Source organism: Streptomyces sp. SM18 (assembly GCF_002910775.2).
In the GTDB taxonomy this organism is placed as follows: domain Bacteria; phylum Actinomycetota; class Actinomycetes; order Streptomycetales; family Streptomycetaceae; genus Streptomyces; species Streptomyces halstedii.
The window spans coordinates 3,287,416-3,311,689 of sequence record NZ_CP029342.1 but is presented as its reverse complement, the minus strand read 5'-3'; the positions used below and the strand labels follow the sequence as shown (position 1 = coordinate 3,311,689).

17 protein-coding genes and 1 tRNA gene are annotated in these 24,274 nt (G+C 70.8%); 13 read left to right on the top strand and 5 right to left on the bottom strand.

Annotation, left to right across the window (positions count from 1 at the left end):
• Positions 1-101: 101 nt before the first annotated feature.
• The 3 genes from B9S64_RS14700 to B9S64_RS14690 all read left to right on the top strand — a co-directional run bounded on the left by B9S64_RS14700 (position 102) and on the right by B9S64_RS14690 (position 1,460).
• Entirely contained in the window at positions 102-323 is a 222-nt protein-coding gene (locus tag B9S64_RS14700) for a DUF4244 domain-containing protein (RefSeq protein WP_103491313.1), read from the top strand.
• A gap of 106 nt (positions 324-429) precedes the next feature.
• Positions 430-741 carry a TadE family type IV pilus minor pilin gene (locus B9S64_RS14695; RefSeq protein WP_374936068.1) on the top strand — a complete coding sequence of 104 codons (312 nt, stop codon included), beginning with the start codon at positions 430-432 and terminating at the stop codon, positions 739-741.
• A gap of 338 nt (positions 742-1,079) precedes the next feature.
• Positions 1,080-1,460, top strand: coding sequence for an Rv3654c family TadE-like protein (locus tag B9S64_RS14690; RefSeq protein WP_103491311.1), 381 nt, complete (start codon positions 1,080-1,082; stop codon positions 1,458-1,460).
• Positions 1,461-1,600: 140 nt separating this feature from the next.
• Here B9S64_RS14690 and B9S64_RS14685 read toward each other — a convergent pair whose 3' ends face one another.
• Entirely contained in the window at positions 1,601-4,123 is a 2,523-nt protein-coding gene (locus B9S64_RS14685; protein ID WP_103491310.1) for a DEAD/DEAH box helicase, read from the bottom strand.
• Between the two features lie 79 nt (positions 4,124-4,202).
• On the opposite strand from B9S64_RS14685, the gene B9S64_RS14680 reads away from it, so the two are divergent.
• The 10 genes from B9S64_RS14680 (at position 4,203) to B9S64_RS14635 (ending at position 18,295) form a co-directional block, all read left to right on the top strand.
• Entirely contained in the window at positions 4,203-4,556 is a 354-nt protein-coding gene (locus B9S64_RS14680) for an STAS domain-containing protein (RefSeq protein WP_003967428.1), read from the top strand.
• A gap of 269 nt (positions 4,557-4,825) precedes the next feature.
• Entirely contained in the window at positions 4,826-5,272 is a 447-nt protein-coding gene (locus tag B9S64_RS14675; protein ID WP_103491346.1) for an ATP-binding protein, read from the top strand.
• Positions 5,273-5,692: 420 nt separating this feature from the next.
• Positions 5,693-6,331, top strand: coding sequence for a small secreted protein (locus B9S64_RS14670; RefSeq protein ID WP_103491309.1), 639 nt, complete (start codon positions 5,693-5,695; stop codon positions 6,329-6,331).
• 159 nt (positions 6,332-6,490) lie between these two features.
• Positions 6,491-8,017: a class I SAM-dependent methyltransferase gene (locus B9S64_RS14665; RefSeq protein ID WP_103491308.1), complete on the top strand. Its 1,527-nt coding sequence runs from the start codon at positions 6,491-6,493 to the stop codon at positions 8,015-8,017.
• Between the two features lie 249 nt (positions 8,018-8,266).
• Positions 8,267-8,464: a hypothetical protein gene (locus tag B9S64_RS14660; protein ID WP_103491307.1), complete on the top strand. Its 198-nt coding sequence runs from the start codon at positions 8,267-8,269 to the stop codon at positions 8,462-8,464.
• A 281-nt stretch (positions 8,465-8,745) separates the two neighbouring features.
• Positions 8,746-11,580 (top strand): type I DNA topoisomerase, encoded by a 2,835-nt coding sequence (gene topA / locus B9S64_RS14655; protein WP_103491306.1) that lies wholly within the window; start codon positions 8,746-8,748, stop codon positions 11,578-11,580.
• A 389-nt stretch (positions 11,581-11,969) separates the two neighbouring features.
• Entirely contained in the window at positions 11,970-15,077 is a 3,108-nt protein-coding gene (gene tmk, locus B9S64_RS14650) for a dTMP kinase (protein ID WP_103491305.1), read from the top strand.
• 215 nt (positions 15,078-15,292) lie between these two features.
• The gene (locus B9S64_RS14645; RefSeq protein ID WP_103491304.1) at positions 15,293-16,498 is read left to right on the top strand and encodes a DNA polymerase III subunit delta'; all 1,206 of its coding nucleotides are present in this window, start codon (positions 15,293-15,295) and stop codon (positions 16,496-16,498) included.
• 92 nt (positions 16,499-16,590) lie between these two features.
• Positions 16,591-18,120 carry an alpha/beta hydrolase gene (locus B9S64_RS14640; protein ID WP_103491303.1) on the top strand — a complete coding sequence of 510 codons (1,530 nt, stop codon included), beginning with the start codon at positions 16,591-16,593 and terminating at the stop codon, positions 18,118-18,120.
• Positions 18,121-18,218: 98 nt separating this feature from the next.
• Positions 18,219-18,295 (top strand) — tRNA-Thr (locus B9S64_RS14635).
• Between the two features lie 820 nt (positions 18,296-19,115).
• On the opposite strand, the gene B9S64_RS14630 is transcribed toward B9S64_RS14635, so the two are convergent.
• The 4 genes from B9S64_RS14630 to B9S64_RS14615 all read right to left on the bottom strand — a co-directional run bounded on the left by B9S64_RS14630 (position 19,116) and on the right by B9S64_RS14615 (position 23,438).
• Positions 19,116-20,525, bottom strand: coding sequence for an FAD-binding oxidoreductase (locus B9S64_RS14630; RefSeq protein ID WP_103491302.1), 1,410 nt, complete (start codon positions 20,523-20,525; stop codon positions 19,116-19,118).
• Positions 20,526-20,695: 170 nt separating this feature from the next.
• Positions 20,696-21,946, bottom strand: a complete 1,251-nt coding sequence (locus B9S64_RS14625) for a peptide synthetase (protein ID WP_103491301.1) — start codon at positions 21,944-21,946, stop codon at positions 20,696-20,698.
• A gap of 36 nt (positions 21,947-21,982) precedes the next feature.
• Positions 21,983-22,717, bottom strand: coding sequence for a DUF3159 domain-containing protein (locus B9S64_RS14620; RefSeq protein ID WP_103491300.1), 735 nt, complete (start codon positions 22,715-22,717; stop codon positions 21,983-21,985).
• Positions 22,718-22,787: 70 nt separating this feature from the next.
• Positions 22,788-23,438, bottom strand: a complete 651-nt coding sequence (locus tag B9S64_RS14615; RefSeq protein ID WP_103491299.1) for a GPP34 family phosphoprotein — start codon at positions 23,436-23,438, stop codon at positions 22,788-22,790.
• Positions 23,439-24,274: the final 836 nt, after the last annotated feature.

The window sequence follows — 24,274 nt, the reverse complement described above, 5'->3', positions numbered from 1 at the left end:
AAGAGGAACAGGCCTGGAGCGGCGTTCCGGGCCCCAGACACAAGACGACGACAAGACGACGACAAGACGGGGATCACGGGGTCGAGATGCGGAAGAACGCCATGACACAAGCGCTGAGTTCATTGCGGCGCGCTTGCGAGGACAGGATCGGCCGGCTCAAGCGCTCCGGCCGACAGGACCAGGGGATGACGACATCCGAATACGCGGTCGGAACCATCGCGGCGTGTGCGTTCGCCGCCGTGCTCTACAAGGTGGTGACCAGCGGGGCCGTCCTGTCCGCGCTTCAGTCACTGATCAAGGACGCCCTCGATGCGAAGTTCTGAGTCGGTCGGGAGAGGCACAGGGAGGCGTTTGGCTCCCTGGGCGGGAGTGGGAAGCCGGGCTCGATCACGGTCCACTGACCGAGGCGCGGTGACGGCGGAGGCCGCCATGGCGGTCCCGGTGCTGGTCGCGTTCGTCCTGGCGCTCGTCTGGGCGCTGGTCGCCGCTTCCGACCAGATCCGTTGCGTGGACGCCGCCAGGGCCGGGGCACGGGCAGCGGCACGCTCGGAGTCTGAGGCGGATGTTCTGTCCGCCGCGCGGGAAGCGGCACCGCACGGGGCCCAGGTGGAGGTGGAGCGGGCCGGTGAGCTGTGGCGGGTCCGGGTCGAGTCACCGGCGCCGGGCCCTGGCGCGCTCGCCCTGACACTGAGCGCCGAGGCGGCCGCCTTGGCCGAAGACACGATCGGGGCGGACGCGTGACGAGAAGGCCAAGGCGTGCCTGGACGGGCCTCCTGTGCGAACCACGAGCAGAGGTCGGTCCGGGGCCGGGTCCCGGTCCCGCACAGGGGTCTGGTTCCGGGCAGGGGACCGGTCCCGGGTCCGATCTCGAACGCGGTCTCGGACAGGACCCCGGACGTGGGCTCGATCCTCACCCTGGCCCCCGCCCCCGCCCTGACTCCGATCCGGATCACAGGTACGGACGTGCCGCTGGCCTTGATCCCCAGGTCGGAACGCGAGTCCGACCCCGTGCCGGGTCCCCGGCCGGAAGACGGGTCGGCCGCCGGGTCGGCCGCCGGGTCGAGGAGCGGGACCGGGGGATGGCGACGGTGTGGGTGGCCGTGACGACGGCGACGCTGTGTGCGGTCTTCGCGGCGGTGCTCGCGATGGGCCAGGCGGTGGTGGCCAGGCACGAGGCCGGTGCCGCTGCGGATCTGGCGGCTCTCGCGGCGGCCGATCGCGCATTGCTGGGCGTGGCCGAGGCGTGTGAGGCGGCGAGGGAAGTGACCGGGGCGCAGAAGGCGGAACTGGTGCGGTGTGTGGTGCGGGGGGACATTGCCGACGTAACCGCACGCGCTCGTTTCGGCCCGTACGCACCGGAGGCCAGATCGAGAGCCGGCCCTCCGATGGCACAGGCTCCCGACACACCTGACGTGCCGTCGTTCACCAGGAGCTCAGCGGTATGGAAGGGGGGCCGCTAATGACCGTGACGTAGTCGTGGGACAGCCAGCTGTGGTGGTGCGAGTGGTGCCGGTGGTGCTGGTGGTGCCACGCGGGCGTACTGGGGAGGGAGGAGGTGACCGTGGGGTGCCGGATGTGATCCGGGTGTGGCCGCGGCGGTTCAGGGCGCCGCGGTGGCGGGCGGCAGGGGTCGGTGCTCGGTGGTGCCCTCCGGCTGCCGGCCGTCGCCGGGGTCCGGCGGGGCGGTCCGGAGGAGTTCGGCCAGAAGGCGTACGGCACCCCTCTTGTGCAGTGGGTCGTTGCCGTTGCCGCACTTGGGGGACTGGATGCAGGACGGGCAACCGGCCTCGCACTCGCAGGACGCGATGGCCTGCCGGGTCGCCGTCAGCCACGCACGTGCCGTCCGGAAGGCCCGTTCCGCGAAGCCCGCTCCGCCGGGGTGGCCGTCGTAGACGAAGACCGTCGGCAGCAGCGTGTCGGGGTGGAGCGGCACGGAGACTCCGCCGATGTCCCAGCGGTCGCAGGTGGCGAACAGCGGGAGCATGCCGATGGAGGCGTGTTCGGCGGCGTGCAGGGCGCCGCCGAGGATCTCGGGACCGATTCCGGCGGCGTCGAGCTGGTCCTCCGTGACCGTCCACCACACGGCACGGGTGCGAAGGGTGCGGGGTGGCAGGTCGAGTTTGGTCTCGCCCAGGACTTCCCCGGTGATCAGCCTGCGACGCAGGAAGGAGACGACTTGGTTGGTGACCTCGACGGAGCCGAAGCAGAGCCGCCCGTCACCCCAGGGAATCTCCGTGTCGGTCTCCAGGACGCTGATGGCGGTCGTGTCGCGCGCGGTGGTCGAGTACGGCGGAACGGCTTCCTCGACCAAGGCCACCGAGTCCCGCAGGTCGAGCCTCCGCACCAGGTACGTGCGGCCCTGGTGCAGATGGACGGCGCCCTCGTGCACGGTGGTGTGCGCGGCGGACTCGTCGACCGTGCCCAGCAGCCGGCCGGTGCCCTCCTCGACGATCTGGACCGGGCGCCCTCCCTCGCCGCGGATGCCGGTGAGATCGGCGGCCCGTTCGCGGCGGGTCCAGTGCCAGCCTGTCGTACGCCTGCGCAGCAGTCCCGCGGCCTCCAGCTGCGGCAGCAGATCGGGTACGGCGGGACCGAAGAGCGCGACATCGGCCTCGGTCAACGGGAGCTCGGCGGCGGCGGCGCACAGATGCGGGGCGAGGACGTACGGGTTGTCGGGGTCGAGCACCGTCGACTCCACGGGCTGCTGGAAGAGCGCCTCGGGGTGGTGGACGAGGAAGGTGTCCAGCGGGTCGTCCCGGGCCACCAGGACGGCGAGTGCGCCCTGCCCGGAGCGTCCCGCACGGCCCGCCTGCTGCCACAGGGAGGCCCGGGTACCGGGGTAGCCGGCGATGACGACGGCGTCGAGGCCCGAGACGTCGATGCCGAGTTCCAGGGCCGTCGTGGCGGCGAGGCCGAGAAGCTCGCCGGAGTGCAGGGCCCGTTCCAGGGCCCGGCGCTCCTCGGGCAGATAGCCGCCGCGGTAGGCGGCGACCCGACTCGGCAGAGCCCGGTCCACTTCGGCCAGCCGCTCCTTCGCGATGACGGAGATCAGCTCCGCTCCGCGTCTGGAGCGCACGAAGGCCACCGAGCGGACCCCCTGGACGGTCAGGTCGGTCAGGAGGTCGGCGGTCTCCGCGGTGGCGGTACGGCGCACGGGAGCCCCCCTCTCGCCGTGCAGTTCGGTGAGAGGCGGCTCCCAGAGGGCGAAGACCATCTCGCCCCGGGGCGAGGCGTCGTCGGCGATCTCTCTGACGGGCAGGCCGGTGAGATGGCCTGCCGCGACGGACGGCTGCGCCGCGGTGGCGGAGGCGAGGAGGAAGACCGGTTCGGAGCCGTAGCGGGCGCACAGGCGGCGCAGACGGCGTAGTACCTGGGCGACGTGGGAGCCGAAGACGCCCCGGTAGGTGTGGCACTCGTCGATGACGACGAAGCGCAGGGCGCGCAGGAAGGAGGACCATCGGGGGTGGGACGGAAGTATGCCCCGGTGCAGCATGTCGGGGTTGGTGAGTACGTAGTTGGCGTACTGGCGCACCCATTCGCGTTCTTCGACCGGCGTGTCCCCGTCGTAGACCGCGGGCCGGACGGCGGGGCCGAGCGGTTCCGCGAGCGCCTTCACCGAGCGCAACTGGTCCGCGGCGAGCGCCTTGGTGGGCGCGAGGTACAGCGCGGTGGCCCCTCGGCCGTTCGGGGCCCGGGAGCCGTCGAGGAGGGTGCTCAGGACCGGGGCCAGGTACGCGAGGGACTTCCCCGAGGCCGTTCCCGTGGCGATGACGACGGATTCCCCGTCCAGGGCGTGCTCGGCGGCGGCGGCCTGGTGGGTCCACGGATGGTCGATTCCGGCCCGGCCAATTGCGGCGACCACTTCCGGCCGGATGCGGTCGGGCCAGATGGCATGGGTTCCCTCACGCGGGGGCAGGTGCTCCGTATGAGTGATGCGCGCTGCCCGGCTCGCCCCTGCGGCGAGCCGGTCGAGGACCACCGCGGGAGACGGGCGCGAGCTGCCGTTCTCGGGTGGTTGACTGGGGCGGTGATTCTTGGCCATCGACACCGAGTGTGTCACCGGCATGACGGACAATGGTCCCAAGGCGTCGTGCATGGCTGCTGGTAAGTGATTGAATGCCATCGCGGCTGGCGATCCGTCCCCTGGCCTCCGTCGGGGAGACCGAGGGGCGACCGCTCGATAGCAAGGTGCTGGAGGATCCGTGGACCTGTCCTTGTCGACTCGCAATGTGTCCGGCCCTGGTGGCGACCGTACGGTCGTCGAGGTCGGTGGCGAGATTGATGTGTATACCGCGCCCAAGCTGCGCGAGCAGTTGGTCGAGTTGGTGAATGACGGCAGCTACCACCTGGTTGTCGACATGGAAGGTGTCGATTTCCTCGACTCCACCGGACTCGGCGTGCTCGTGGGTGGCCTGAAGCGTGTCCGGGCCCATGAGGGCTCACTGCGTCTGGTGTGCAACCAGGAGCGCATTCTCAAGATCTTCCGGATCACGGGCCTGACCAAGGTGTTCCCCATCCACACCACGGTCGACGAGGCTGTCGCGGCCACTGACTGATCAGTCGGAGGTCGCTGACCGATCCGCCGGATCGGGTCGGCCGGTCCTCCGGCCGACCAGGTGGTGGCCCGGCCGGCCAGGTCGTGCCCGTGCCTGGGACGGTCGTGTCCGGGCCGGCCGACGGCAGCGGGCAGGCCGTCACGAGCAGGCGGTCGACCTCTTCGGTCGACTGCCGGCTTCGTCGGTTTCCGGAGGAAGATGGAAACCAGGGTTCCGGGCGCCACGCTCGGGCCTCTGAGAAGCACGCCCACACGTTCGAGGGGGATGGCATGCCAACCGTTGAACTCCGCTTCAGCGCTCAGCCCGAGCACGTCAGGACGGCACGCCTGGTGGCGGCCGCCGTGGCGCGTCGGGCCGGTGTCGACGAGGCGTTGCTCGACGAGGTCAGGCTCGCCGTCGGCGAGGCGTGCAGCCGTGCTGTCGGACTGCACCGGAGCCATGACATCACCGCCCCGGTGACCGTGGTGCTGATCGAGGAGGAGAAGGCGTTCTCCATCGAGGTGGGCGACGCGGTTCCCGGCCCGGGGGACAACACCTCGCTGCCTGGACGGTTCCGTGGCGCGGGCGGCGGGCCGGAGACGGACGCCGACAGCGAGGACGAAATGGGTCTCGCGGTCATCAGCGGTCTCGTGGACGACGTGGAGGTCCGGTCGGCCACGGACGGCGGAGTGATCCGTATGAGCTGGCCGACGACGCCTGCGGTCGTCGCCCCCTGAGCGTCGTGCGCTCGGTGAGGGACGACTGCGGGACCGTGGGACCCCGGACGGCGTCGCCGGACAGCGCGTCCTCCGCACTGGCCGTCCTTCGCACCGCCCGTCCTTTCTCTCTCCACCCTCGTTCCACCTTTCCTTCTTCCACCCGGCGTCACCCGTGACGGCAGATCAGGACGAGACCGCCTGTCGGTGCGTCAGGAGGGCGATGCCCTGACGCGTCGTCGGGCGCGTTGAACTCGTGGCTCCCGGCTCGTCCATGCGGTCGCGTGCGGGCGGATCGCGCTGTTCGGGTGAGTTGAATCTCCCTCGCTCCTCTTGGTGCAAATGGCTGCAAAAGCACGCACATCGGATGCCTGCCGCCTGAATGTCGCCCACTTGGCGTGTAAGTTCCGGGGCCGAGAGCCTTGGAAGGGACCCAATCCGGTGAACAAGAAGCTTGCGGCCGCGCTGTCCGGCGGTGCGGTACTCGTGCTGACGCTGTCGGGCTGCAGTGACGACAGCGACGACAAGGTGAACGACTGGGCGAAGAAGGTCTGCGACCAGGTCCAGCCCCAGCTACAGAAGATCGCGAACGCCAATGCCGCGATCCAGGAGCAGACGGCCGACAACAGCAAGCCCGCCGACGTGCAGAAGACCGACTCGGCCGCCTTCCAGCAGATCTCGCAGGCCTACAAGGCGCTGGGCGCCGCTGTCGACTCGGCGGGCCCGCCGCCCGTCGACGACGGCGAGACCACACAGAAGGAGGCCGTGAAGGAGCTCAACGCCTCTTCCACCGCCTACGCGAACCTGAGGACGAAGGTCGACGCGCTCGACACGGGTGATCAGGCCAAGTTCGCCGACGGCCTCAAGGGCATCGCGGACGAGCTGAACAAGATCAGCACCAATGGCGACCAGGCCTTGAAGAAGCTTCAGTCCGGCAAGGTCGGCACCGCGATGTCGAAGCAGAAGGGCTGCCAGAAGCCGACGGCTTCCACCTCGCCCGCCGCCGCGCCGCCGGCCACCGCGTCCGACGAGGCGTCGGAGCCCGCCTCGCCCACGCCCTCCAAGGCCGAGAAGGAATAGCGAGGCCTGGCGCGCAGGACGGGCCATGCCGCGTTCGGGCCGGACCACGCCGCGTTCGGCCGCCCGTGAGAGCTCCCGAGGGGCGCCTCACACGGCCCGGTCGCCCTCCCCGGGCGCCGGGCCGCTGCCGTTGTCAGAGGAAGCGGACACAATGGGCGGGTGAGTACGACCAGCCTTCCCGCATCCGCCCGTACCCCTCGACTCCGCGAAGCCCTGCTCGCCGCCGACTTCACCGCCGACGGTCTTCTCGAACGGCTCGGCGCACCCGCCTACGCCGCTCTCGCGCGCAGTGAGACCGTCCCCGCCCTCCGGGCCACCCGTGGGGACTCGCCGCTCGACACGCTGGTGCGGCTGTTCCTCCTCCAGCGCCCCGTCCCGGCCGCCGTCGCGGCCGCCGCTCTTCCGCTGGAGGAGTGTGCGGAGGACGGCTGGCTGGTCCGAGGGGCGGACGACCTGGTCCGGGCGGCCGTCGACGTACGGCCGTACAGCGGCCCGGAGGGCCAGGACTGGTTCATCGTGTCCGACCTGGGGTGTGCGGTCGGCGGGGCCGGAGGCATCGGGTCGCACGAGGAGGGCGTTGTCCTCGGCGTCGGCGGGGCGTCCACCACGCTGGCCGGGATCACCGTCCGCAGGCCCGTCGAGTCCGCCCTCGACCTCGGGACGGGCTCCGGCATCCAGGCGCTGCACGCCGCACAGCACGCCGACCGGGTCACCGCCACGGACGTCAACCCGCGCGCTCTGGAGTTCACCCGGCTCACCCTCGCCCTGTCCGGCGCCGCCCCGGCCGATCTCCGGGAGGGCTCCCTGTTCGAACCCGTCGGTGACCTGACGTACGACCTGATCGTCTCCAACCCGCCCTTCGTGATCTCTCCTGGGGCCCGGCTCACGTACCGCGATGCGGGCATGGGCGGGGACGACCTGTGCCGGACCCTCGTCGAGCAGGCGGGGGACCGGCTGAACGAGGGGGGTTTCGCGCAGTTCCTGGCCAACTGGCAGCACGTCGAGGGGGAGGACTGGCAGGACCGGGTGCGTTCCTGGGTGCCGCGGGGCTGCGACGCGTGGATCGTGCAGCGCGAGGTGCAGGACGTCACTCAGTACACCGAGCTGTGGCTGCGCGACAGCGGTGACCACCGCGCGGACCCCGCCGAGTACACCGAGCGGTACGAGGCGTGGCTGGACGAGTTCGAGGCCCGCGGCACCAAGGCCGTGGGCTTCGGCTGGATCACGCTCAGGAAGTCCACCGCTGCCGCCGCCGGGAATCCGTCGGTCGTCGCCGAGGAGTGGCCGCACTCGGTGGAGCAGCCCCTCGGCCCGGCCGTGGAGGCCCACTTCGCGCGCCAGGACTATCTGCGTGAGCACGACGACGCGGCGCTGCTCGGGACGCACTTCACCCTCGCCGAGGAGATCGTGCAGGAGCAGGTCGGCCTGCCGGGCGCCGAGGATCCCGAGCATGTGGTGCTGCGTCAGCACCGGGGCATGCGGCGGGCGACCAAGGTGGACTCGGTCGGGGCGGGATTCGCGGGTGTGTGCGACGGTTCGCTGCCCGCCGGCCGGATCCTGGACGCCATCGCCCAGTTGACGGCGGAGGACCCGGTGCTCCTGCGGGACCGCACGCCCCAGGCGATCCGGCTGCTGGTCGAGGAAGGCTTTCTGGAGCCCGTCCGGGGTGGTGCGCCGGAGCGCTGACGGCCATGTTCCGCTCCGGCGCGGGCGTCGTGCGACGCGCCGTGATCCAGACCGTTCCGAACAGCGGGTTCCCGGGTGCCGAGGCGTGCGCCCGGGGTCGTTGTACGGAATCCGTTCGAGGGGTCACGGGCGGCCGCGAGGCGCTGTTCATCCGTGGTTCGCGTCGGCGTCGCCCGGGGGTGGCAGCCTCCCCACTGCCACGGGCGGCATCCGCCGCAGCGGACGCGGACAGGGTTGAGGGGTACGGACATGGAGAGCGTCACCGCCGGCTTGGCCGGTACGGCATTCGCACTGTTCGGAGCGGCGCTCCTGGTCTGGACGGGGGCGCGGACCATCCGGCGCGCGCCCGTCGCACTCGGTGTGAGCCCCGTCGCGTCCACCGCCCTCGCCACGCTCTTCGGCGCACTTCTCCTGACCCTCGGCGTGTGGTTCCTCACCCACGTCTGACCTGCCTCTCCCGAAGGGAGGATCTCCGGACGGACGTGCGTTCCCCCGTGTCCCCGCCGGCCTCGTGAAACCCGTGGGTGGACGTGGTGCGAAGCGCGGACCGGGCGGTCCGGGCGGCAGGAATGCCGGAAGTCGGGTTACCGTTCGAGTGGCCGTTGCGGGCTTTTGCCGTTTGACACGGGGGCGGGTTGTACCGTCACACTCCGCAGCGACAGCACCGCGGGCAGCGTCACAGGGCTGCCCGGATGCCCCACCCGTGCCGACCGGAGAGAAGAGCGAAGTTGTCCCCGACCAGCGAGACCGCACAGGGCGGCCGCCGACTCGTCATCGTCGAGTCCCCTGCCAAGGCGAAGACGATCAAGGGCTACCTCGGCCCCGGATACGTCGTCGAGGCGAGCGTCGGGCACATCCGCGACCTGCCGAACGGCGCGGCCGAGGTTCCCGACGAGTACACCGGCGAGGTCCGTCGGCTCGGCGTCGACGTCGACCATGACTTCCAGCCCGTCTACGTCGTCAACGCGGACAAGAAGGCCCAGGTCAGGAAGCTCAAGCAGCTGCTGGCCGAGTCCGACGAACTCTTCCTCGCCACCGATGAGGACCGCGAGGGCGAAGCCATCGCGTGGCACCTACAGGAAGTGCTCAGGCCCAAGGTCCCGGTCCACCGGATGGTCTTCCACGAGATCACCAAGGACGCGATCCGGGCGGCCGTCGCCAACCCGCGTGAGCTCAACCAGCGCATGGTCGACGCCCAGGAGACCCGCCGCATCCTCGACCGCCTCTACGGCTACGAGGTCTCGCCGGTCCTGTGGAAGAAGGTCATGCCGCGGCTCTCCGCCGGCCGTGTCCAGTCCGTCGCCACCCGTCTCGTCGTCGAGCGGGAGCGCGAGCGCATCGCGTTCCGGTCCGCCGAGTACTGGGACCTGACGGGCACGTTCGCCACCGGGCACGGCGGCGACGCCTCCGATCCCTCGGTGTTCACCGCGCGGCTCAGCGCCGTCGACGGACGCCGTATCGCCCAGGGCCGCGACTTCGGTCCGGACGGGCTGCTCAAGTCCGGCTCCGACCGGACGCTGCACCTGGACGAGGAGAACGCCCGCGCCCTGGCCGCGGCCCTCGCCGACTCGGCGTTCGCCGTCCGCTCGGTCGAGTCGAAGCCGTACCGCCGCTCCCCGTACGCCCCGTTCCGTACGACGACCCTCCAGCAGGAGGCGAGCCGCAAGCTGGGCTTCGGGGCGAAGGCCACCATGCAGGTCGCGCAGAAGCTGTACGAGAACGGCTTCATCACCTATATGCGTACCGACTCCACGACGCTCTCGGACACCGCGGTCGCCGCGGCGCGGGCGCAGGTCACGCAGTTGTACGGGGCGAACTACCTGCCGGACAAGCCCCGCACCTACGCCGGCAAGGTCAAGAACGCGCAGGAGGCGCACGAGGCGATCCGCCCGTCCGGCGACCGCTTCCGCACCCCCGCCGAGACGGGCCTGACCGGAGACCAGTTCCGGCTCTACGAGCTGATCTGGAAGCGGACCGTCGCCTCCCAGATGAAGGACGCCACCGGGAACTCGGTCACCGTGAAGATCGCCGGCCGGGCGAGCGACGGCCGGGACGCCGAGTTCTCCGCGTCCGGCAAGACGATCACCTTCCACGGCTTCATGAAGGCGTACGTCGAAGGTGCCGACGACCCGAACGCGGAGCTGGACGACCGTGAGCGGCGTCTGCCGCAGGTCACCGAGGGCGACGCGCTGAGCGCCGACGAGATCACGGCCGACGGGCACGCCACCAAGCCGCCGGCCCGCTACACCGAGGCGTCGCTGGTCAAGGAGCTCGAAGAGCGCGAGATCGGCCGCCCGTCGACGTACGCGTCGATCATCGGGACCATCCTGGACCGCGGATACGTGTTCAAGAAGGGCACGGCCCTCGTGCCTTCGTTCCTCTCGTTCGCCGTGGTCAACCTGCTGGAGAAGCACTTCGGGCGACTCGTCGACTACGACTTCACCGCACGCATGGAGGACGACCTCGACCGCATCGCGCGGGGCGAGGCGCAGTCCGTGCCGTGGCTGCGGCGCTTCTACTTCGGCGCGGGCGCCGAGACGGACGGCGCGGGCCCGGCCTCCGACGCGGGCAACGGAGACGGCGACCACCTCGGAGGCCTGAAGGAACTCGTCACCGACCTCGGCGCGATCGACGCGCGGGAGATCTCGTCCTTCCCGGTCGGGAACGACGTCATGCTCAGGGTCGGCAAGTACGGCCCGTACATCGAGCGTGGGGAGAAGGGCGCCGAGAACCACCAGCGCGCGGACGTGCCGGAGGACCTGGCGCCCGACGAGCTGTCCGTGGAGTACGCGGAGGAGCTGCTGGCCAAGCCGAGCGGCGACTTCGAGCTGGGCGCGGACCCTGTCACCGGGCACCAGATCATCGCCAAGGACGGGCGTTACGGCCCGTACGTCACCGAGGTCCTGCCCGAGGGCACGCCGAAGACGGGCAAGAACGCGGTGAAGCCGCGGACGGCGTCCCTCTTCAAGTCCATGTCGCTCGATACGGTGACGCTGGCCGACGCGCTGAAGCTGATGTCCCTGCCCCGTGTGGTCGGCGAGGACGCCGAGGGCGTGGAGATCACCGCGCAGAACGGCCGCTACGGCCCGTACCTCAAGAAGGGGACGGACTCGCGCTCGCTGACGTCCGAGGACCAGATCTTCGACATCACGCTGGACGAGGCCCTGGCCATCTACGCCCAGCCCAAGCAGCGCGGCCGGGCCGCCGCGAAGCCGCCGCTGAAGGAGCTGGGCACGGACCCGGTGAGCGGGGCGCCGGTGGTCGTGAAGGACGGCCGCTTCGGCGCGTACGTCACCGACGGCGAGACCAACGCGACGCTGCGGACCGGTGACAGCGTCGAGGAGATCACGCCGGAGCGCGGGTACGAACTGCTCGCCGAGAAGCGCGCCAAGGGGCCCGCGAAGAAGAAGACGGCGAAGAAGGCGCCCGCGAAGAAGGCGACGGCCAAGAAGGCGGCACCGGCGAAGAAGACGGCCGCCAAGAAGACGACAGCCACGAAGAAGGCGGCCACGGCCAAGAAGGCGCCCGCCCGGAAGGCCACCGCGTCCTCGACGGAGGAGTGAGGCGGGCCGGGCGCGGGAGCCCGGCCGTCTGGGCGTGGGACCGTTGACGGCCTGAGATCTGAAGCCTGAAGGCCTGACCGCTGACCACCTGGGCACGTGGGGCGCCGCGCCTCGCGTGCCCAGGTCGTGCGGGGGCGCGCGGGGACCGGGTCGGCGAAGCCGCGCGGGCGGCGGGTCCCGGTCGCCGTGGTTCGGTCGCCGTTGTTCGCACGGGGCGGGCGGCGGGGTGGACCGAGAGGCGGACCGCCGGGCGGTTTCCGCCTCGGTCCGGCTTCTCGTGGCGTGGTCCACCCGCCCCGCCGGTACCCCGTACCGCCCGGTCCATACGTGGCGGCCATATGTTCGGGTGCGGCCCCCGGGCACTGTGTCACTGCCGATAGGCTGGGCGGATGACGCGAGCCGAGCAGCCACCGGTCGTGAGCCCCACCTCCGACACACTTGCCGCAGACTCACGCGAGCGCGCCGTACGAGCCCTCCTGCGTGTTCCCCCGCTCAGGCGGTTGTGGAGCGCCCAGCTCGTCGGCGGTATCGGCGACGCACTCGCCGTTCTCGTGCTGGTGCTGCTGTCGCTGCAAGCGGCGGTCGTCGAGGGCTCCTTCGGGGCCGGATACCGCGGGGCGGCCTTCGCCGTCGCCGCCGTGTTCGGTGCCCGGATCCTTTCCACCGTGCTCTTCGGAGCCGTACTCCTCGGGCCGTTGACGTCGCTCGTGGCGCCCGGCGGTCCGCTGGACCGCCGATGGCTGATGGTCGGGACGGACGGACTGCGGCTCGCCCTGCTGGTCGTCGCGCCGCTGTGGATCGACTGGGTGCCGGACAAGGCGCTCATGATGATCCTCATCACCGTCTTCGTGACCGGCGCCGCCGAACGTCTGTGGACCGTGGCCAAGGAGAGCGCCGCCCCGGCGCTGTTGCCGGCCCCGCCCCTTGAGGGTGCCGCCGTGCGCCCGCTGCCCGACCACCTCGACGCCCTGCGCCGGCTCTCGCTGCGGACAAACTTCCTGGCGATCCCCGCCGCCGCGGTCGTGCTCCTGGTCGCCTCGCTGATCGGTGAGCTGCTGGGCACCGGGTTCGAGTGGTTCTCCTTCCACCAGGCGGCGCTCGGCTCGTACGTCGCGGCCGGTCTCTTCTCGGCCTCGATCTCGGCCCTCTACTTCCTCGAAATCCCCGGCACCGCCACCCCCAGGCCGCGCTCCCCCCTGGAGGGGCTGCGTCGGCCGGGCAGTGGTTCCGCGCCCGACAAGGGCCGTACGGGTTCGATCCGGCTCGTCGTCGCCGCGTGCGCGGCCGTCGCCGGTGCCATCGCGGCCGCCGCGGGGGTCGTCGTGCTGCACGCCTTCGACCTGGGCGGCGGCCCCGCGGCCTTCGCCCTGCTGATCCTCGTCCTGACCGGCGGTACGGCTCTCGGCATGCGCACCGCGGAGAAGGTGCTGCCCGCCCTGTCGCGGCGCCGGCTGCTCGCCCTCGCCATCGCCGTCACCGGGGTCGCCCTCCTCGCACTCGGCCTGGTGGCGGACACGGCGACCGGGGTCTTCCTCGCGCTGCTCGCCGGTTACGCGGCGGGGGTCGCCGCCCGTGTCGGCCACGCGATCCTCGACCAGGAGACCGAGGCGCCCCGCCAGGCCAGGACGACCGAGCACCTCCAGGCCGTCGTCCGGGTGCTCGTCGCCCTCGGCGCGGTGGGGGGCCCGCTGCTCGCCGCCGCGATCGGATGGCACCGCCTCGGTTCCGGCGACTTCGTCTTCGCCCACGGCGGCGCGGCATTCGCCCTGATGCTCATCGGCGCGCTGCTGCTGCCCGTCGCCGTGATCGTCCTCGCCCGGATCGACGACCGGTCCGGTGTCCCGCTCCGCCGGGACCTGCGGGACGCGCTGCGCGGGGGCGACCCGGCGGTGGCACCCGCCGCGTCGGGCTTCTTCCTCGCCGTCGAAGGCGGCGACGGGGCCGGCAAGTCCACCCAGGTCGAGGCGCTCGCCCAGTGGATCCGGGCCAAGGGCCACGAGGTCGTCGTGACGCGTGAGCCGGGGGCGACCCCCATCGGCAAGCGGCTGCGGTCGATCCTGCTCGACGTGTCCTCCGCCGGGCTGTCCAACCGGGCCGAGGCACTCCTGTACGCAGCGGACCGCGCCGAGCACGTCGACTCGGTGGTCCGCCCGGCGCTGGAACGCGGCGCGGTCGTCATCTCGGACCGCTACATCGACTCCTCCGTCGCCTACCAGGGCGCGGGCCGGGACCTCTCCCCGACCGAGATCGCCCGTATCTCGCGGTGGGCGACGAGCGGCCTCGTACCGAACCTGACGGTCCTTCTGGACGTCGCCCCGGAGACCGCCCGGGAACGCTTCACGGAGGCGCCCGACCGGCTGGAGTCCGAGCCGGCCGAGTTCCACAACCGGGTGCGGGCCGGGTTCCTCACCCTCGCGGCGGCCGCCCCGTTCCGCTACCTCGTGGTGGACGCCGGGCAGGAACCCGAGGCGATCACCACCGTCGTACGGCACCGGCTCGACCAGCTCCTGCCCCTCTCCGAGGCCGAGATCAAGGCCCAGGAGGAGGCGCGCCGGGCGGCCGAGGAGGAGGCCCGCCGCAAGGCCGAGGAGGAGGCGGCCCGCAAGGCCGAGGAGGAGCGGCTGGAGCGCGAGCGGCAGGCGCAGCTCGCCAAGCTCCGTGCCGAGGAGGAGGAGCGCAGGCGCCGCGAGGAGGAAGAGGCCCGGCAGCGTGAGGCCGAGCGGCAGGCGGAGGAGGCCCGGCAGCGTGCCGAGGAGGCCCGCCGCCGCGCCGAGCAGGAGCGGGCCCGCGTCGAGGCGGAGGAGCGTGCGCGCGAGGCCGAACAGGAGCGGCTGCGCAAGCAGGCGGCCGAGGAGGCCAGGCTCCGCAAGGAGGCGGAGGAACTCCGCCTGGAGAAGCAGCGCAAGGCGGAGGCGGCGTTGGTGCGTGCCGAGGAGGCACGGCGCCGGGCAGAGGCGGCGGCCGCCGCCGCAGCCGCCGAGACGGCGTCGCGGGAGTCCGCGCCGTCCGATTCCCCGGGACCTTCTGGATCTTCGGCATCTTCGGCGCCTGACAACGAGCTCACGGTGCCGACCCCCGTCGTGAACCCGAACGAGATCACGCAGCCGGTACCGCTGGCCCGGCCGCAGGACCGTTCCGCCCCCGACGCCGAGGAGACGACCGTCCTGCCGGCCGTACGGGACGCGGACGAGACGACCGTGCTGCCGCCCGTGCGCGACGAGAACCCGGCCGACCGGGTGCCGCCGGGCGTCTTCCGGGACGAGCGCGGGTCCGAGGGCGAGAACGAGCGCACGCGCGAGCTGCCCCAGGTCGGTGAGAACCCGCGGACGGACGGCGGGGACCAGGACCGTTCGGACCGCCGCCGGCGGCCTCGCCCGGACTGGGCCGAGGAGACACCGCTCGACGACCTGCCGACCCTGGCCGACGAACTGCTCGGTGGCCAGGAGGACGACGACCAGGACCGGCGCGGCCGTGGAGGCCGCGGGCCGCGCGGCTGACGGAACGTGAGGCGTCCGGCGCGGGCGTCCCGGGGTGACGGATCACCGCTCCCGGGGCGCCCGTTCCGTCGAGCGGTGGTGAAGCCGGGCCGCGGCGGTGGCGAGGACGTACGGAGAGGACCGGTCCGGTGCCGGTGTGGTCCGGGCTGTCAGACCCCTCCCGCACAATGGAATCCGGCTTCCTCAGCAGCACACCACCGGAAGGACGGTGACCCATGACCGTATGGGACGACCTGGTCGGGCAGGACCGAGCGCGGGAGCAGCTCGGTGCCGCCGCCCGGGACGCCGATGCGCTGGTCACCGCGCAGTCCGACCGCACTCCGGTGCCCTCGGGGTCGAAGATGACCCACGCCTGGCTGTTCACCGGGCCGCCCGGATCCGGCCGGTCGACCGTCGCCCGTGCCTTCGCCGCGGCGCTCCAGTGCACCAGCCCCGACCGCGCCCTGGGCGGGGAACCGGGCTGCGGATTCTGCGACGGCTGCCACACGGCCCTGATCGGGACCCACGCGGACGTCGACGTGATCCGCACCGAGATGCTCTCCATCGGCGTGAAGGAGACCCGTGAGCTGGTCCGCCGTGCTCAGCTCTCGCCCGCCGTGGGGCGCTGGCAGGTCATCGTCATGGAGGACGCCGACCGTCTCACCGAGGGCGCGGGCAACGTCCTGCTGAAGGCGGTGGAGGAGCCGGCCCCCCGCACCGTGTGGCTGCTCTGCGCACCGTCGCTGGAGGACGTGCTGCCCACGATCCGCTCCCGTTGCCGCCATCTCACCCTGAGCACGCCACGGGTCGACGCCGTCGCGGACATGCTCGTCCGGCGGGACGGCGTCGACCCCGAGCGGGCGGCCTCCGCCGCCCGTGCCACGCAGGGGCACATCGGCAGGGCGCGCCGGCTGGCCACGGACGAGCGGGCCCGTGCGCGGCGGGCCGCGGTGCTCAAGCTGCCGCTGCGCGTCCAGGACGTCGGAGGCTGCCTCAAGGCGGCCCAGGAGCTGATCGACACGGCCAACGACGACGCCAAGCAGGCCGCGGAGGAGGTGGACGGCAAGGAGACCGAGGAGCTGAAGGCGGCGCTCGGTGCCGCCGCCGGGGGTCGCATGCCGCGTGGCACCGCCGGAGTGATGAAGGAGCTTGAGGACAAGCAGAAGCGCCGCAGGACCCGCACGCAGCGCGACAGCCTCGATCTCGCGCTCACCGAGCTCACCGGCTTCTACCGCGATGTGCTGGCCCTCCAGCTCGGCTCCCGGACCGCCCTCGCCAACACCGACGTACGGGACGCGCTCGACCGGATCGCCGGGGCGTCGGCCCCCGAGCACACCCTGCGGCGGATAGAAGCCGTGATCGCCTGCCGTAAGGCGCTGGACCGCAACGTCGCCCCGCTGCTGGCGGTGGAGGCGATGACGATGGCTCTCCGGGCCGGCTGACGGCCGCCGCTCCCGGCCGGGACGCGACGCGCGAATTCACCCGTAAGAGCAGGGAATCGGTGGAGTCGTCACCCTGCGGCTACGCTCCGGGGATGAACACCAGGCGCCTGTTCACCGTCTTCGCCACCGCGCTCGGCACTGCCGGTCTCCTCGTCTCCGGTTGCAGCAGCGGCGGATCGGCGCCGCGTGCCTCGGCCACCGGCTCCGCGGCCGCCGAAGAGCTCAAGCCGTACTACGGGCAGAAGCTGCGCTGGCGGGACTGCGGGGTGGAGGGCTTCCAGTGCACGACCATGAAGGCGCCGCTGGACTACGCGAAGCCCGACGGCGGTGACATCGACCTGGCCGTCTCACGGAAGAAGGCCACCGGCCCCGGGAAGCGGATCGGTTCGCTCCTGGTGAACCCGGGCGGCCCCGGCGGATCGGCCATCGGCTACCTCCAGGGATACGCGGCCATCGGCTATCCGGCCCCGGTCCGCGCCCGGTACGACATGGTGGCCATCGATCCGCGCGGGGTCGCCCGCAGCGAACCCGTCACCTGCCTCACCGGCAAGGAGATGGACGCCTACACCCAGGTGGACCAGACCCCCGACGACGACGCGGAGGTCGCGAAGCTGAACGAGGCCTTCCGCACCTTCGCGACCGGCTGCGAGAAGCGGTCGGGCAAGATCCTCCCGCACGTCTCCACGGTCGAGACCGCGCGTGACATGGACATCCTGCGTGCCCTGCTCGGCGACGAGAGGCTCCACTACCTGGGCGCCTCGTACGGGACGTTCCTCGGCGCGACGTACGCCGATCTGTTCCCGGCCCGCGTGGGCCGGCTCGTCCTCGACGGCGCGATGGACCCGTCGCTGTCCGCGATCGACATCAACCGCGACCAGACCGCCGGTTTCGAGACCGCGTTCCAGTCGTTCGCCGCGGACTGCGTCAAGGAGAAGGACTGCCCGCTCGGCACCACGTCCACCGCGGACGCGGCGACCGCGCTGAAGAAGCTCTTCGCCGACCTGGACGCCGAACCGGTCCCGACCGGCGAGAGCCGCGAGCTGGGCGAATCCCTGGCGACGACCGGCGTCATCGCGGCGATGTACGACGAGGGGGCCTGGCCGCAGCTCCGCCGGGCGCTGGCCGAGGCCAAGCGGGGGGAGGGCTCCGGCCTGCTCGCCCTGGCCGACAGCTACTACGAGCGCGAGCCCGACGGGTCGTACGCCAATCTGATGTTCGCCAACGCCGCGGTGAACTGCCTCGACCTCGCCCCCGCCTTCACCCGCCCCGAAGACGTGGAGAAGGCCCTCCCCGCCTTCGAGAAGGCCTCCCCGGTCTTCGGCAAGGGCTTCGCCTGGGCGGCCCTGAACTGCGGATCCTGGCCGGTCGAGGCCACCGGCACCCCCCACCGCACCGAGGCGGAGGGAGCCGCCCCCATCGTCGTGGTCGGAACCACCCGCGACCCGGCCACGCCGTACAAGTGGGCGCGCTCGCTGGCGGAGCAGCTCTCCTCCGGCCGCCTCCTCACCTACGAGGGCGACGGGCACACGGCGTACGGCCGGGGCAGCGACTGCGTCGACACGGCGATCAACACGTACCTGCTGGAGGGCACGCCTCCCAAGGACGGCAAGAAGTGCTCCTGACCTGGGGGTACGGGCGGGGCCCAGGGCGGTTCGGAGCACCCTGGGAAACTGTGTAGACTTGGCGTCGCTGCTGGTCGCACCATGGTGTGCCGGAGCGTGCCGCCTTAGCTCAGTTGGCCAGAGCAACGCACTCGTAATGCGTAGGTCTCGGGTTCGAATCCCGAAGGCGGCTCCATGGTAAACCCCAGGTCGAGTTTCTGACCTGGGGTTTCTTGTTTGGGATGACCTTGGAATCCTGTTAAATCGGGCACCGGTCGTCTGTGCATGTAATGCGCAGGTCCCAGGTTTGTTTTCGCTGTCGCCTGTGAGCTTCGGCAAGGCTCTGAACTGCTGTTCTGGTGCAGTTCAGCCCTTCGGTCGCCGCGTAGTCACTTGCTCCGGTGGACAGCCGGTGGACAAGCGTGCTTGACGCTGCGGCCGGGAAACGCTTTCCGAGGGGATGGGAGGCTCCGGGTGCCCGCGGAGGGGCAGCTGGCCGGAGGCCTTTCTGCGCCGGCCCGACATTTGGAAGAACCTCCGAGTTGCAGCTGTCTGTCGCTGCTCAACCGCCAGCCTGTTGGTCGCCTTCGGCCGTCATGTCGGAGCGTGCGCCTCAGACCGCGATGCCCTGAGAAACGCGCAAGCAGCTGCGGGCCAGTAGAGAGAACGAGGGCGGACCACTATGAAAGAGGTCCGCCCTCGCCGGGGTGCCCGCGTGTACGTGCCTGGCGACACGAGTTTCCGGGCGGGCACGACAGACAAGCTGTCCCACCGGACACGACTTACCGCTTGCTCGAGCGACGCGCCCTTTCCGCCGCAACTGCTCTGCTCACGGCGGCTGTCGTGCTCCGGCCGTGCGCCGCGCGCAGCCCTCGAAGAGCTGCGGCCGCTGTGCGCGTGCCGAGGCCCGGTGTGGGGCGGCGGCAGGCTCCAGCGTTGATCAGCAGGAGGCAGGGGTGAGGAGTCGCTGCCGTTGACCAGGTCGGCGATCTCTCCTTCACCTCACACGCGCGGGATCAGGCGTCGGCGGTGGATGTAGGGAGCGGTGTGGCGGAGAAGACCGAGTCCGGGTCGACTGCGGACTTCACGGCGAGCAGGCGTTCGGTGTTCGGCCCGTAGGAGTTCGCTATCTGGTCGGGAGTTTCCGGCCCCAGGAAGTTCACGTAGCCGCCCGGCAGGGAAAACGGTTCGAGGGCTGCGTGGGTTTCTTCCAGCCAGCGCAGGTGCGAGGACCTACCTGTGTGGTCCTGGTTCTCGCCGTTCTCCCACATGGAGATCAGCTCGACCATGAGGTGCGGTTCGCGTCGGCCGAAAGCCGTGGAACCGAGTGGTGGGCGGGTGGCTGCACCGTGGAACTGGTGCCACACGATCGCGGAGAACGGTGAGGTGAACTCCTGGGCGGCTCGGTCCAGGACGGTCGCGATGGAGCCTGTGACGCTCTGGATGGTCCGTGTGCGGATCGCGCCCATGCGTCCGGGTGGGAACATGGCGTCCGTCGCGGCCAGCGTCGTGGAACGAGCGGCCGGTCCGATGTCGGCGAGCAAGGGTGTACTGAGCTTGGCCAGTGCACGCACCGGTCCGTTCTCGGCGTTGCCCGCGTCGAGGTTCCCTGACCAGGTCGGCGCGACGTACACCGTCGGCTTGCCGTCCGGGCCGGGAAGGAACCCCACGTCTACCGTCAGCTCGTCGGGACTGTCCTGAAGGATCCCGCCGAGGTCGGCCAGAATGCCTGCGCTGTGGTCGATCGGGTACAGGATGGTTCCCGAGATGACGGTCGGTACGGGGTGCAGGCGGATCCGTGCCGAGGTCACGACGCCGAAGTTGCCGCCGCCGCCGCGCAGCGCCCAGAAGAGGTCCGGGTGCTGTTCGGCGTCGGTGTTCACCCGTGAACCGTCGGCCAGGACGACCTCGGCGCCGAGCAGGTTGTCGGCTGCTAGGCCGAATTGGCCCAGGAGGGGGCCGTAGCCGCCGCCGAGCGTGAGGCCGACCATGCCGACGGAGCCCGCCGTTCCGGTGACGGCGGTCAGACCCGCCCGCTCGCCGGCCGAGACGACGTCGGACGAGAGCGCCCCGCCACCCACCGTCGCGTAACGGTGGTCGACGTCGACCTGCACGTCCCTCATGTCGGTCAGATCGAGAACCAGCCCACCGGGACGGAACGCCCGGCCCCAGAAGTCGTGACCCCCGCCACGCACGGAGAGTGGCACTCCATGGTTGCGAGAAGCGCGTACTCCCGCCTGCACGTCAGCGGTGCTCGCGCACCGCACGACGACGGAAGGGCGGACATCGACCGCTGCGTTGAACAGCGCCACGGCTCGCGTGTACTCCGGTCCGCTGGTGAGCACACGGTCCGCAGGAATACGGGACCGCAGCTCGGCCAGGAAGGCGGTATCGACTGTTTCGTGGGCGTCGGTACGGGACTGCATGGTCACTCCTGTGTGTCGCTCATCGGGTGCGGCTGTCGAGGGCGTGGTGTGGATGTGGTGGCCGGATCGGTTCGGTGGCGCTCTGCCCGTTCGGCGAGGGCGTCCCGGGCGTTTCGAACCGCCGGATGGCCGACGGTGTGTCTGGGACGGTGCTCGGTGCCCTGCACGCATCAGGAGGAGGGCGCGCCGGGTTCGGTGCACTGCTGGGCGAGGACGGCGACCATGTCGGGCAGCAGAACGGCCATGGGGTCGTGGGTCAGCTCCGTCATGCGTAGGCGCCCCTCGCAGGTGGCGACACCCAGGACGTGTTCGCCGGCCAGTTGGGTGGTCTGCGCCGGTCCCCACAGAGCGGTGAGACGGGCGCGGCCGTGTGCAGGCGCCTCGACCACTCCGAGATTGGTGATCTGGATGTCGGCGGCGGTGACCGCGGTCATCATCGCCTCGGCCTCCTCGGGGGTGGTCGGCGGCTGATGGGCCAGCGCCTGCGAACCGGCTTTGAGCAACCCGGGTGTCCGCTCGTGTTGCAGAGCCTGGTGATGATGCTGGGCCAGCTTCCAGAAATCTTCGGCCTGGGATGCCTCGCTGACTGTCCGCGCTCCGGCGAAGCGATTGGCGACGGCGTCGGGCAGACCCGCGGCACGGCGCAGGTCGACCGGGCTCAGCACCCTCACCCGGGTGCGGCCCGCGCGGTGGAAGACCGTGCCGGCGGCAGCGCACAGCGCGGCGTGCACGGACACGCCCTCCGCGCGGCAGCGGGCCACGAGGCGTGCGGTCAGACCGCGTTGCAGGGCCAAGGCGGAGACGTGCGGTGCCCGTCCCGAGAACTGAGTCAGCTCGCCGGGCGGGTTCATCAGCTCGTCCTGGGGCGGCCCTACGGGAGGCGTCGCCGCGTCGAGGGCCTGCAGGAGGGCCTCCTGGGAGGGCGGCGCATCCTGCCCCGGGGTCGGCCTACCGCTCTCCTCGTCGCCGTCGAGGGCGGCGACGAGGTCCGACACCACCCGCATGCCGCCGGTGCCATCGGTGATCTGGTGAGCGAAGGTCAGCACAATGAAGCTGCCTGTTTCCGCGGGAATCAGTACGGTCCGCAGGAGCGGGCCGGGCTCCGGCGCGATGGGGCACGTCTGCTCACGGGCGACGACCGCCTGCCAGGGCGTTCCCTCGGCGGCGGATTCGATCCTGACCGGGCCCTCTGCCCAGCGGTACCGAGCCTGAGCGGACCGGCGGTCGACCGAGACGCGGAGGAGCGGGTGCTGTGCCTGTACCTGCTTCAGCGCCCGTGCCAGCGTCTGCTCACAGACCTTGCGGTCGATCTCGGCGACCAGGGAGAACTGGACAGGGTTTCGATGCATGTAGAGATCGATGGTCCGCTCGAAGGCTCCGAGTTCCCGCACCGTCTCCGTTTGCGTGTGGCTGATCGACATGAGGTTCCTTCCTCGCTGAGGTGATGTGACTGCTCGTTACCCGGACGCATCCTGACGAGGGGGGAGTTCGGCCTCGTGCTGAGCGATGGTCGGGACCGGTCGGCTGTCCGCCAGACGTTTGGACGTTGCACGGAAGGCCCAGGCGACGACCAGTGCGGCGACGACGGTGAGGGGGGTGCCCATGGCGATCTTCGCGAAGGCGAGCCAGCCGGTGGCGTCATGCACGTAGAGCCACTGCTTCACTACGAACCGGGCGCCGAAGACGCTCGCCGCTGCGAGCGTGGCTATGTCGTGTGCCCGCAGAACCTGACGGTCCGCGCGCCAGGCGTGCGCGCCACCGTGCAGGAGGTTCCACACCACACCGGTCAGGGGGCGGCGCAGGAGGACCGAACCGAAGGTGGCGAGGAATCCTGCGAAGGCCACCCAGATGCCCAGCAGGAAGAAGTCCTTGGCGGATCCGGTGAGTGCGACGATGCCTGCCGCGACCAGAACACCGGTCAGGCTGCCCGAAGCGGCGAGAAGACGTTCCCCACGCACCAGCCGGGCCACGGTGAGCACCGCACCGGTTGCTACAGCCGCGATCACGGCTGCCTTCGTCGACAGCAAGGCGAGTGCGATCACGAACACCACGACCGGGACGGTCGAGTAGACGAAGCCCGCGATGCCGCCCATGGACTCGAGAACGGGTGAACCCGGGGCGGGGGGCGGCGCGCTTGTGTTGGCCCGGTCGTGAGTTGGGGAGGAGGCATGCTCGCCTTCGAGTTGGGTCATCGATCACTCCTGGTCACGGGCTGCGGTTGCAGCGTCTCTCGGGAATTTCTCGTTGCGGTCGTGGTGCGGTTCAGGCGCTCCAGCCGCCTCCCACGGCCCGGCTCGCGAGATAGGAGTCGCGCAGTGCCTTGCGCAGTCCGGGGACGAACGCGTCGAACCGCGCCGCTTGCGCCTTCAGGGCGGACTTGTGGGTGCGGCGGTCCTCTTTGCTCCACACCGAGGTGAGCTCCAGCTCGACCGCCAGGACGGCCATGGCCAGCTCGTCCGTCAGGTCATCGGCGGGAGCGCCGTCGAGCACGATCGCGCGCACCCGGTCCTGCAGGGCGTCCACCAGGTCCGGGTGCACCACGGTGACCCTGTTGGTGGACACGACCCCCAGCTTCTTCCGCCGTTCGATGGCGACATCCCCGGAGGCGAGCAACTGGTCGCGGACCGGGGTTTCGGCTGTGTGCGCCTTGTTGTGCAGGAACTTCAGCCAGCCCTTGGGCTTGTCCTCGGGCAGGTCGTACCAGACCGATGCCGTGAACGGATCCTCAGGCGGATTGCCGGAGAGCCGCCGAACCTTCCCCCCGGTCGCGTCCAGCAGACCGATACGGGCCAGCTCAGTCATCGCCCCGGCCCGCAGCAGCTGGCCGCGCCCCTGAATGTTGTCGAGCTGGAACTTTTCCTTCTTGACGGTGTAGCAGAGCAGATACAGCTTCTGAGCGAGAGTCGTGGGCATCAGAACTCCCCTTTGTGCTAGCCGAAGTGGGCAAGAGTTTCTATCGCCGACAAGAGAGTGAAATGTGTGCAGAAGAGAGGCTCATCGGTCGCACCCTCCCTTCCTCTAATCCCTGTCAAGGGGCAGGTGGAACGAATTGGGCGTTCGCCCACCCATCAGGGAGTAACTGCTACGCCCTCTCCCCCTGATCTGCTTTTCAGTGGTTCTCCTACCTCCGGTTCGAGCCGTGAAACTGGTGACGTTACGGCATAGTTCTGTACGACCTGGAGAATGGGCATTTCGGTATCTATTGCACGGTGTGCGCCGAGTCCACCGTCGTGACAGAGGCGTAACCGGCGTCCGCCTCGCGCCTGGGGGGCGTCCCGACGGGACGTGCGGGATGCACAGGACCCGCAGTTATGACCGTTCTCGTGCCGGGCTCCCGGCGGGCCCTGGCCGTGCCGCTGGGTCTATCCCTCAAGCCGGGGTGGGCCGGGCGATCGCGGTGTTGCGGAGACTGGAGTCGACGTCGGCGAAAGGTGTGCTGGACGTGCGGTAGCAGCAGTGGGAGAGACCGCTGGTGCAATCGGAGTCGCCGATGACGGGGCGGTCTCCCCTTGAACTGGCCAGGTGGTGTGCTGTGAGTGGGGTGGCAACGAGGGAAAGGCGCGGGTTTTCCTTCTGTCTTGTTTGATCTGCGCCGTCAGCAACCGCGGATTACATCGCCGAGACCGCCTCGGTTGAGAACGCAGGACCTATTTTCTGTCCGCTTTTGCGGTGCGTCAGTTCACCAAGCCGGCGCAGAATCACGCACGGGCGGGTCCCTGAAGTGGGTTGCGTGAGGACTATCCCGCAAT

Coding starts and splice junctions, on each gene's coding strand:
- B9S64_RS14640 (WP_103491303.1), top strand. CDS start 16,591: ATGAACACCAGGCGCCTGTTCACCGTCTTCGCCACCGCGCTCGGCACT.
- tmk (WP_103491305.1), top strand. CDS start 11,970: ATGACGCGAGCCGAGCAGCCACCGGTCGTGAGCCCCACCTCCGACACA.
- B9S64_RS14620 (WP_103491300.1), bottom strand. CDS start 22,717: ATGACCCAACTCGAAGGCGAGCATGCCTCCTCCCCAACTCACGACCGG.
- B9S64_RS14695 (WP_374936068.1), top strand. CDS start 430: ATGGCGGTCCCGGTGCTGGTCGCGTTCGTCCTGGCGCTCGTCTGGGCG.
- B9S64_RS14625 (WP_103491301.1), bottom strand. CDS start 21,946: ATGTCGATCAGCCACACGCAAACGGAGACGGTGCGGGAACTCGGAGCC.
- B9S64_RS14645 (WP_103491304.1), top strand. CDS start 15,293: ATGACCGTATGGGACGACCTGGTCGGGCAGGACCGAGCGCGGGAGCAG.
- B9S64_RS14685 (WP_103491310.1), bottom strand. CDS start 4,123: ATGGCATTCAATCACTTACCAGCAGCCATGCACGACGCCTTGGGACCA.
- B9S64_RS14690 (WP_103491311.1), top strand. CDS start 1,080: ATGGCGACGGTGTGGGTGGCCGTGACGACGGCGACGCTGTGTGCGGTC.
- B9S64_RS14700 (WP_103491313.1), top strand. CDS start 102: ATGACACAAGCGCTGAGTTCATTGCGGCGCGCTTGCGAGGACAGGATC.
- B9S64_RS14615 (WP_103491299.1), bottom strand. CDS start 23,438: ATGCCCACGACTCTCGCTCAGAAGCTGTATCTGCTCTGCTACACCGTC.
- B9S64_RS14660 (WP_103491307.1), top strand. CDS start 8,267: ATGGAGAGCGTCACCGCCGGCTTGGCCGGTACGGCATTCGCACTGTTC.
- B9S64_RS14675 (WP_103491346.1), top strand. CDS start 4,826: ATGCCAACCGTTGAACTCCGCTTCAGCGCTCAGCCCGAGCACGTCAGG.
- B9S64_RS14630 (WP_103491302.1), bottom strand. CDS start 20,525: ATGCAGTCCCGTACCGACGCCCACGAAACAGTCGATACCGCCTTCCTG.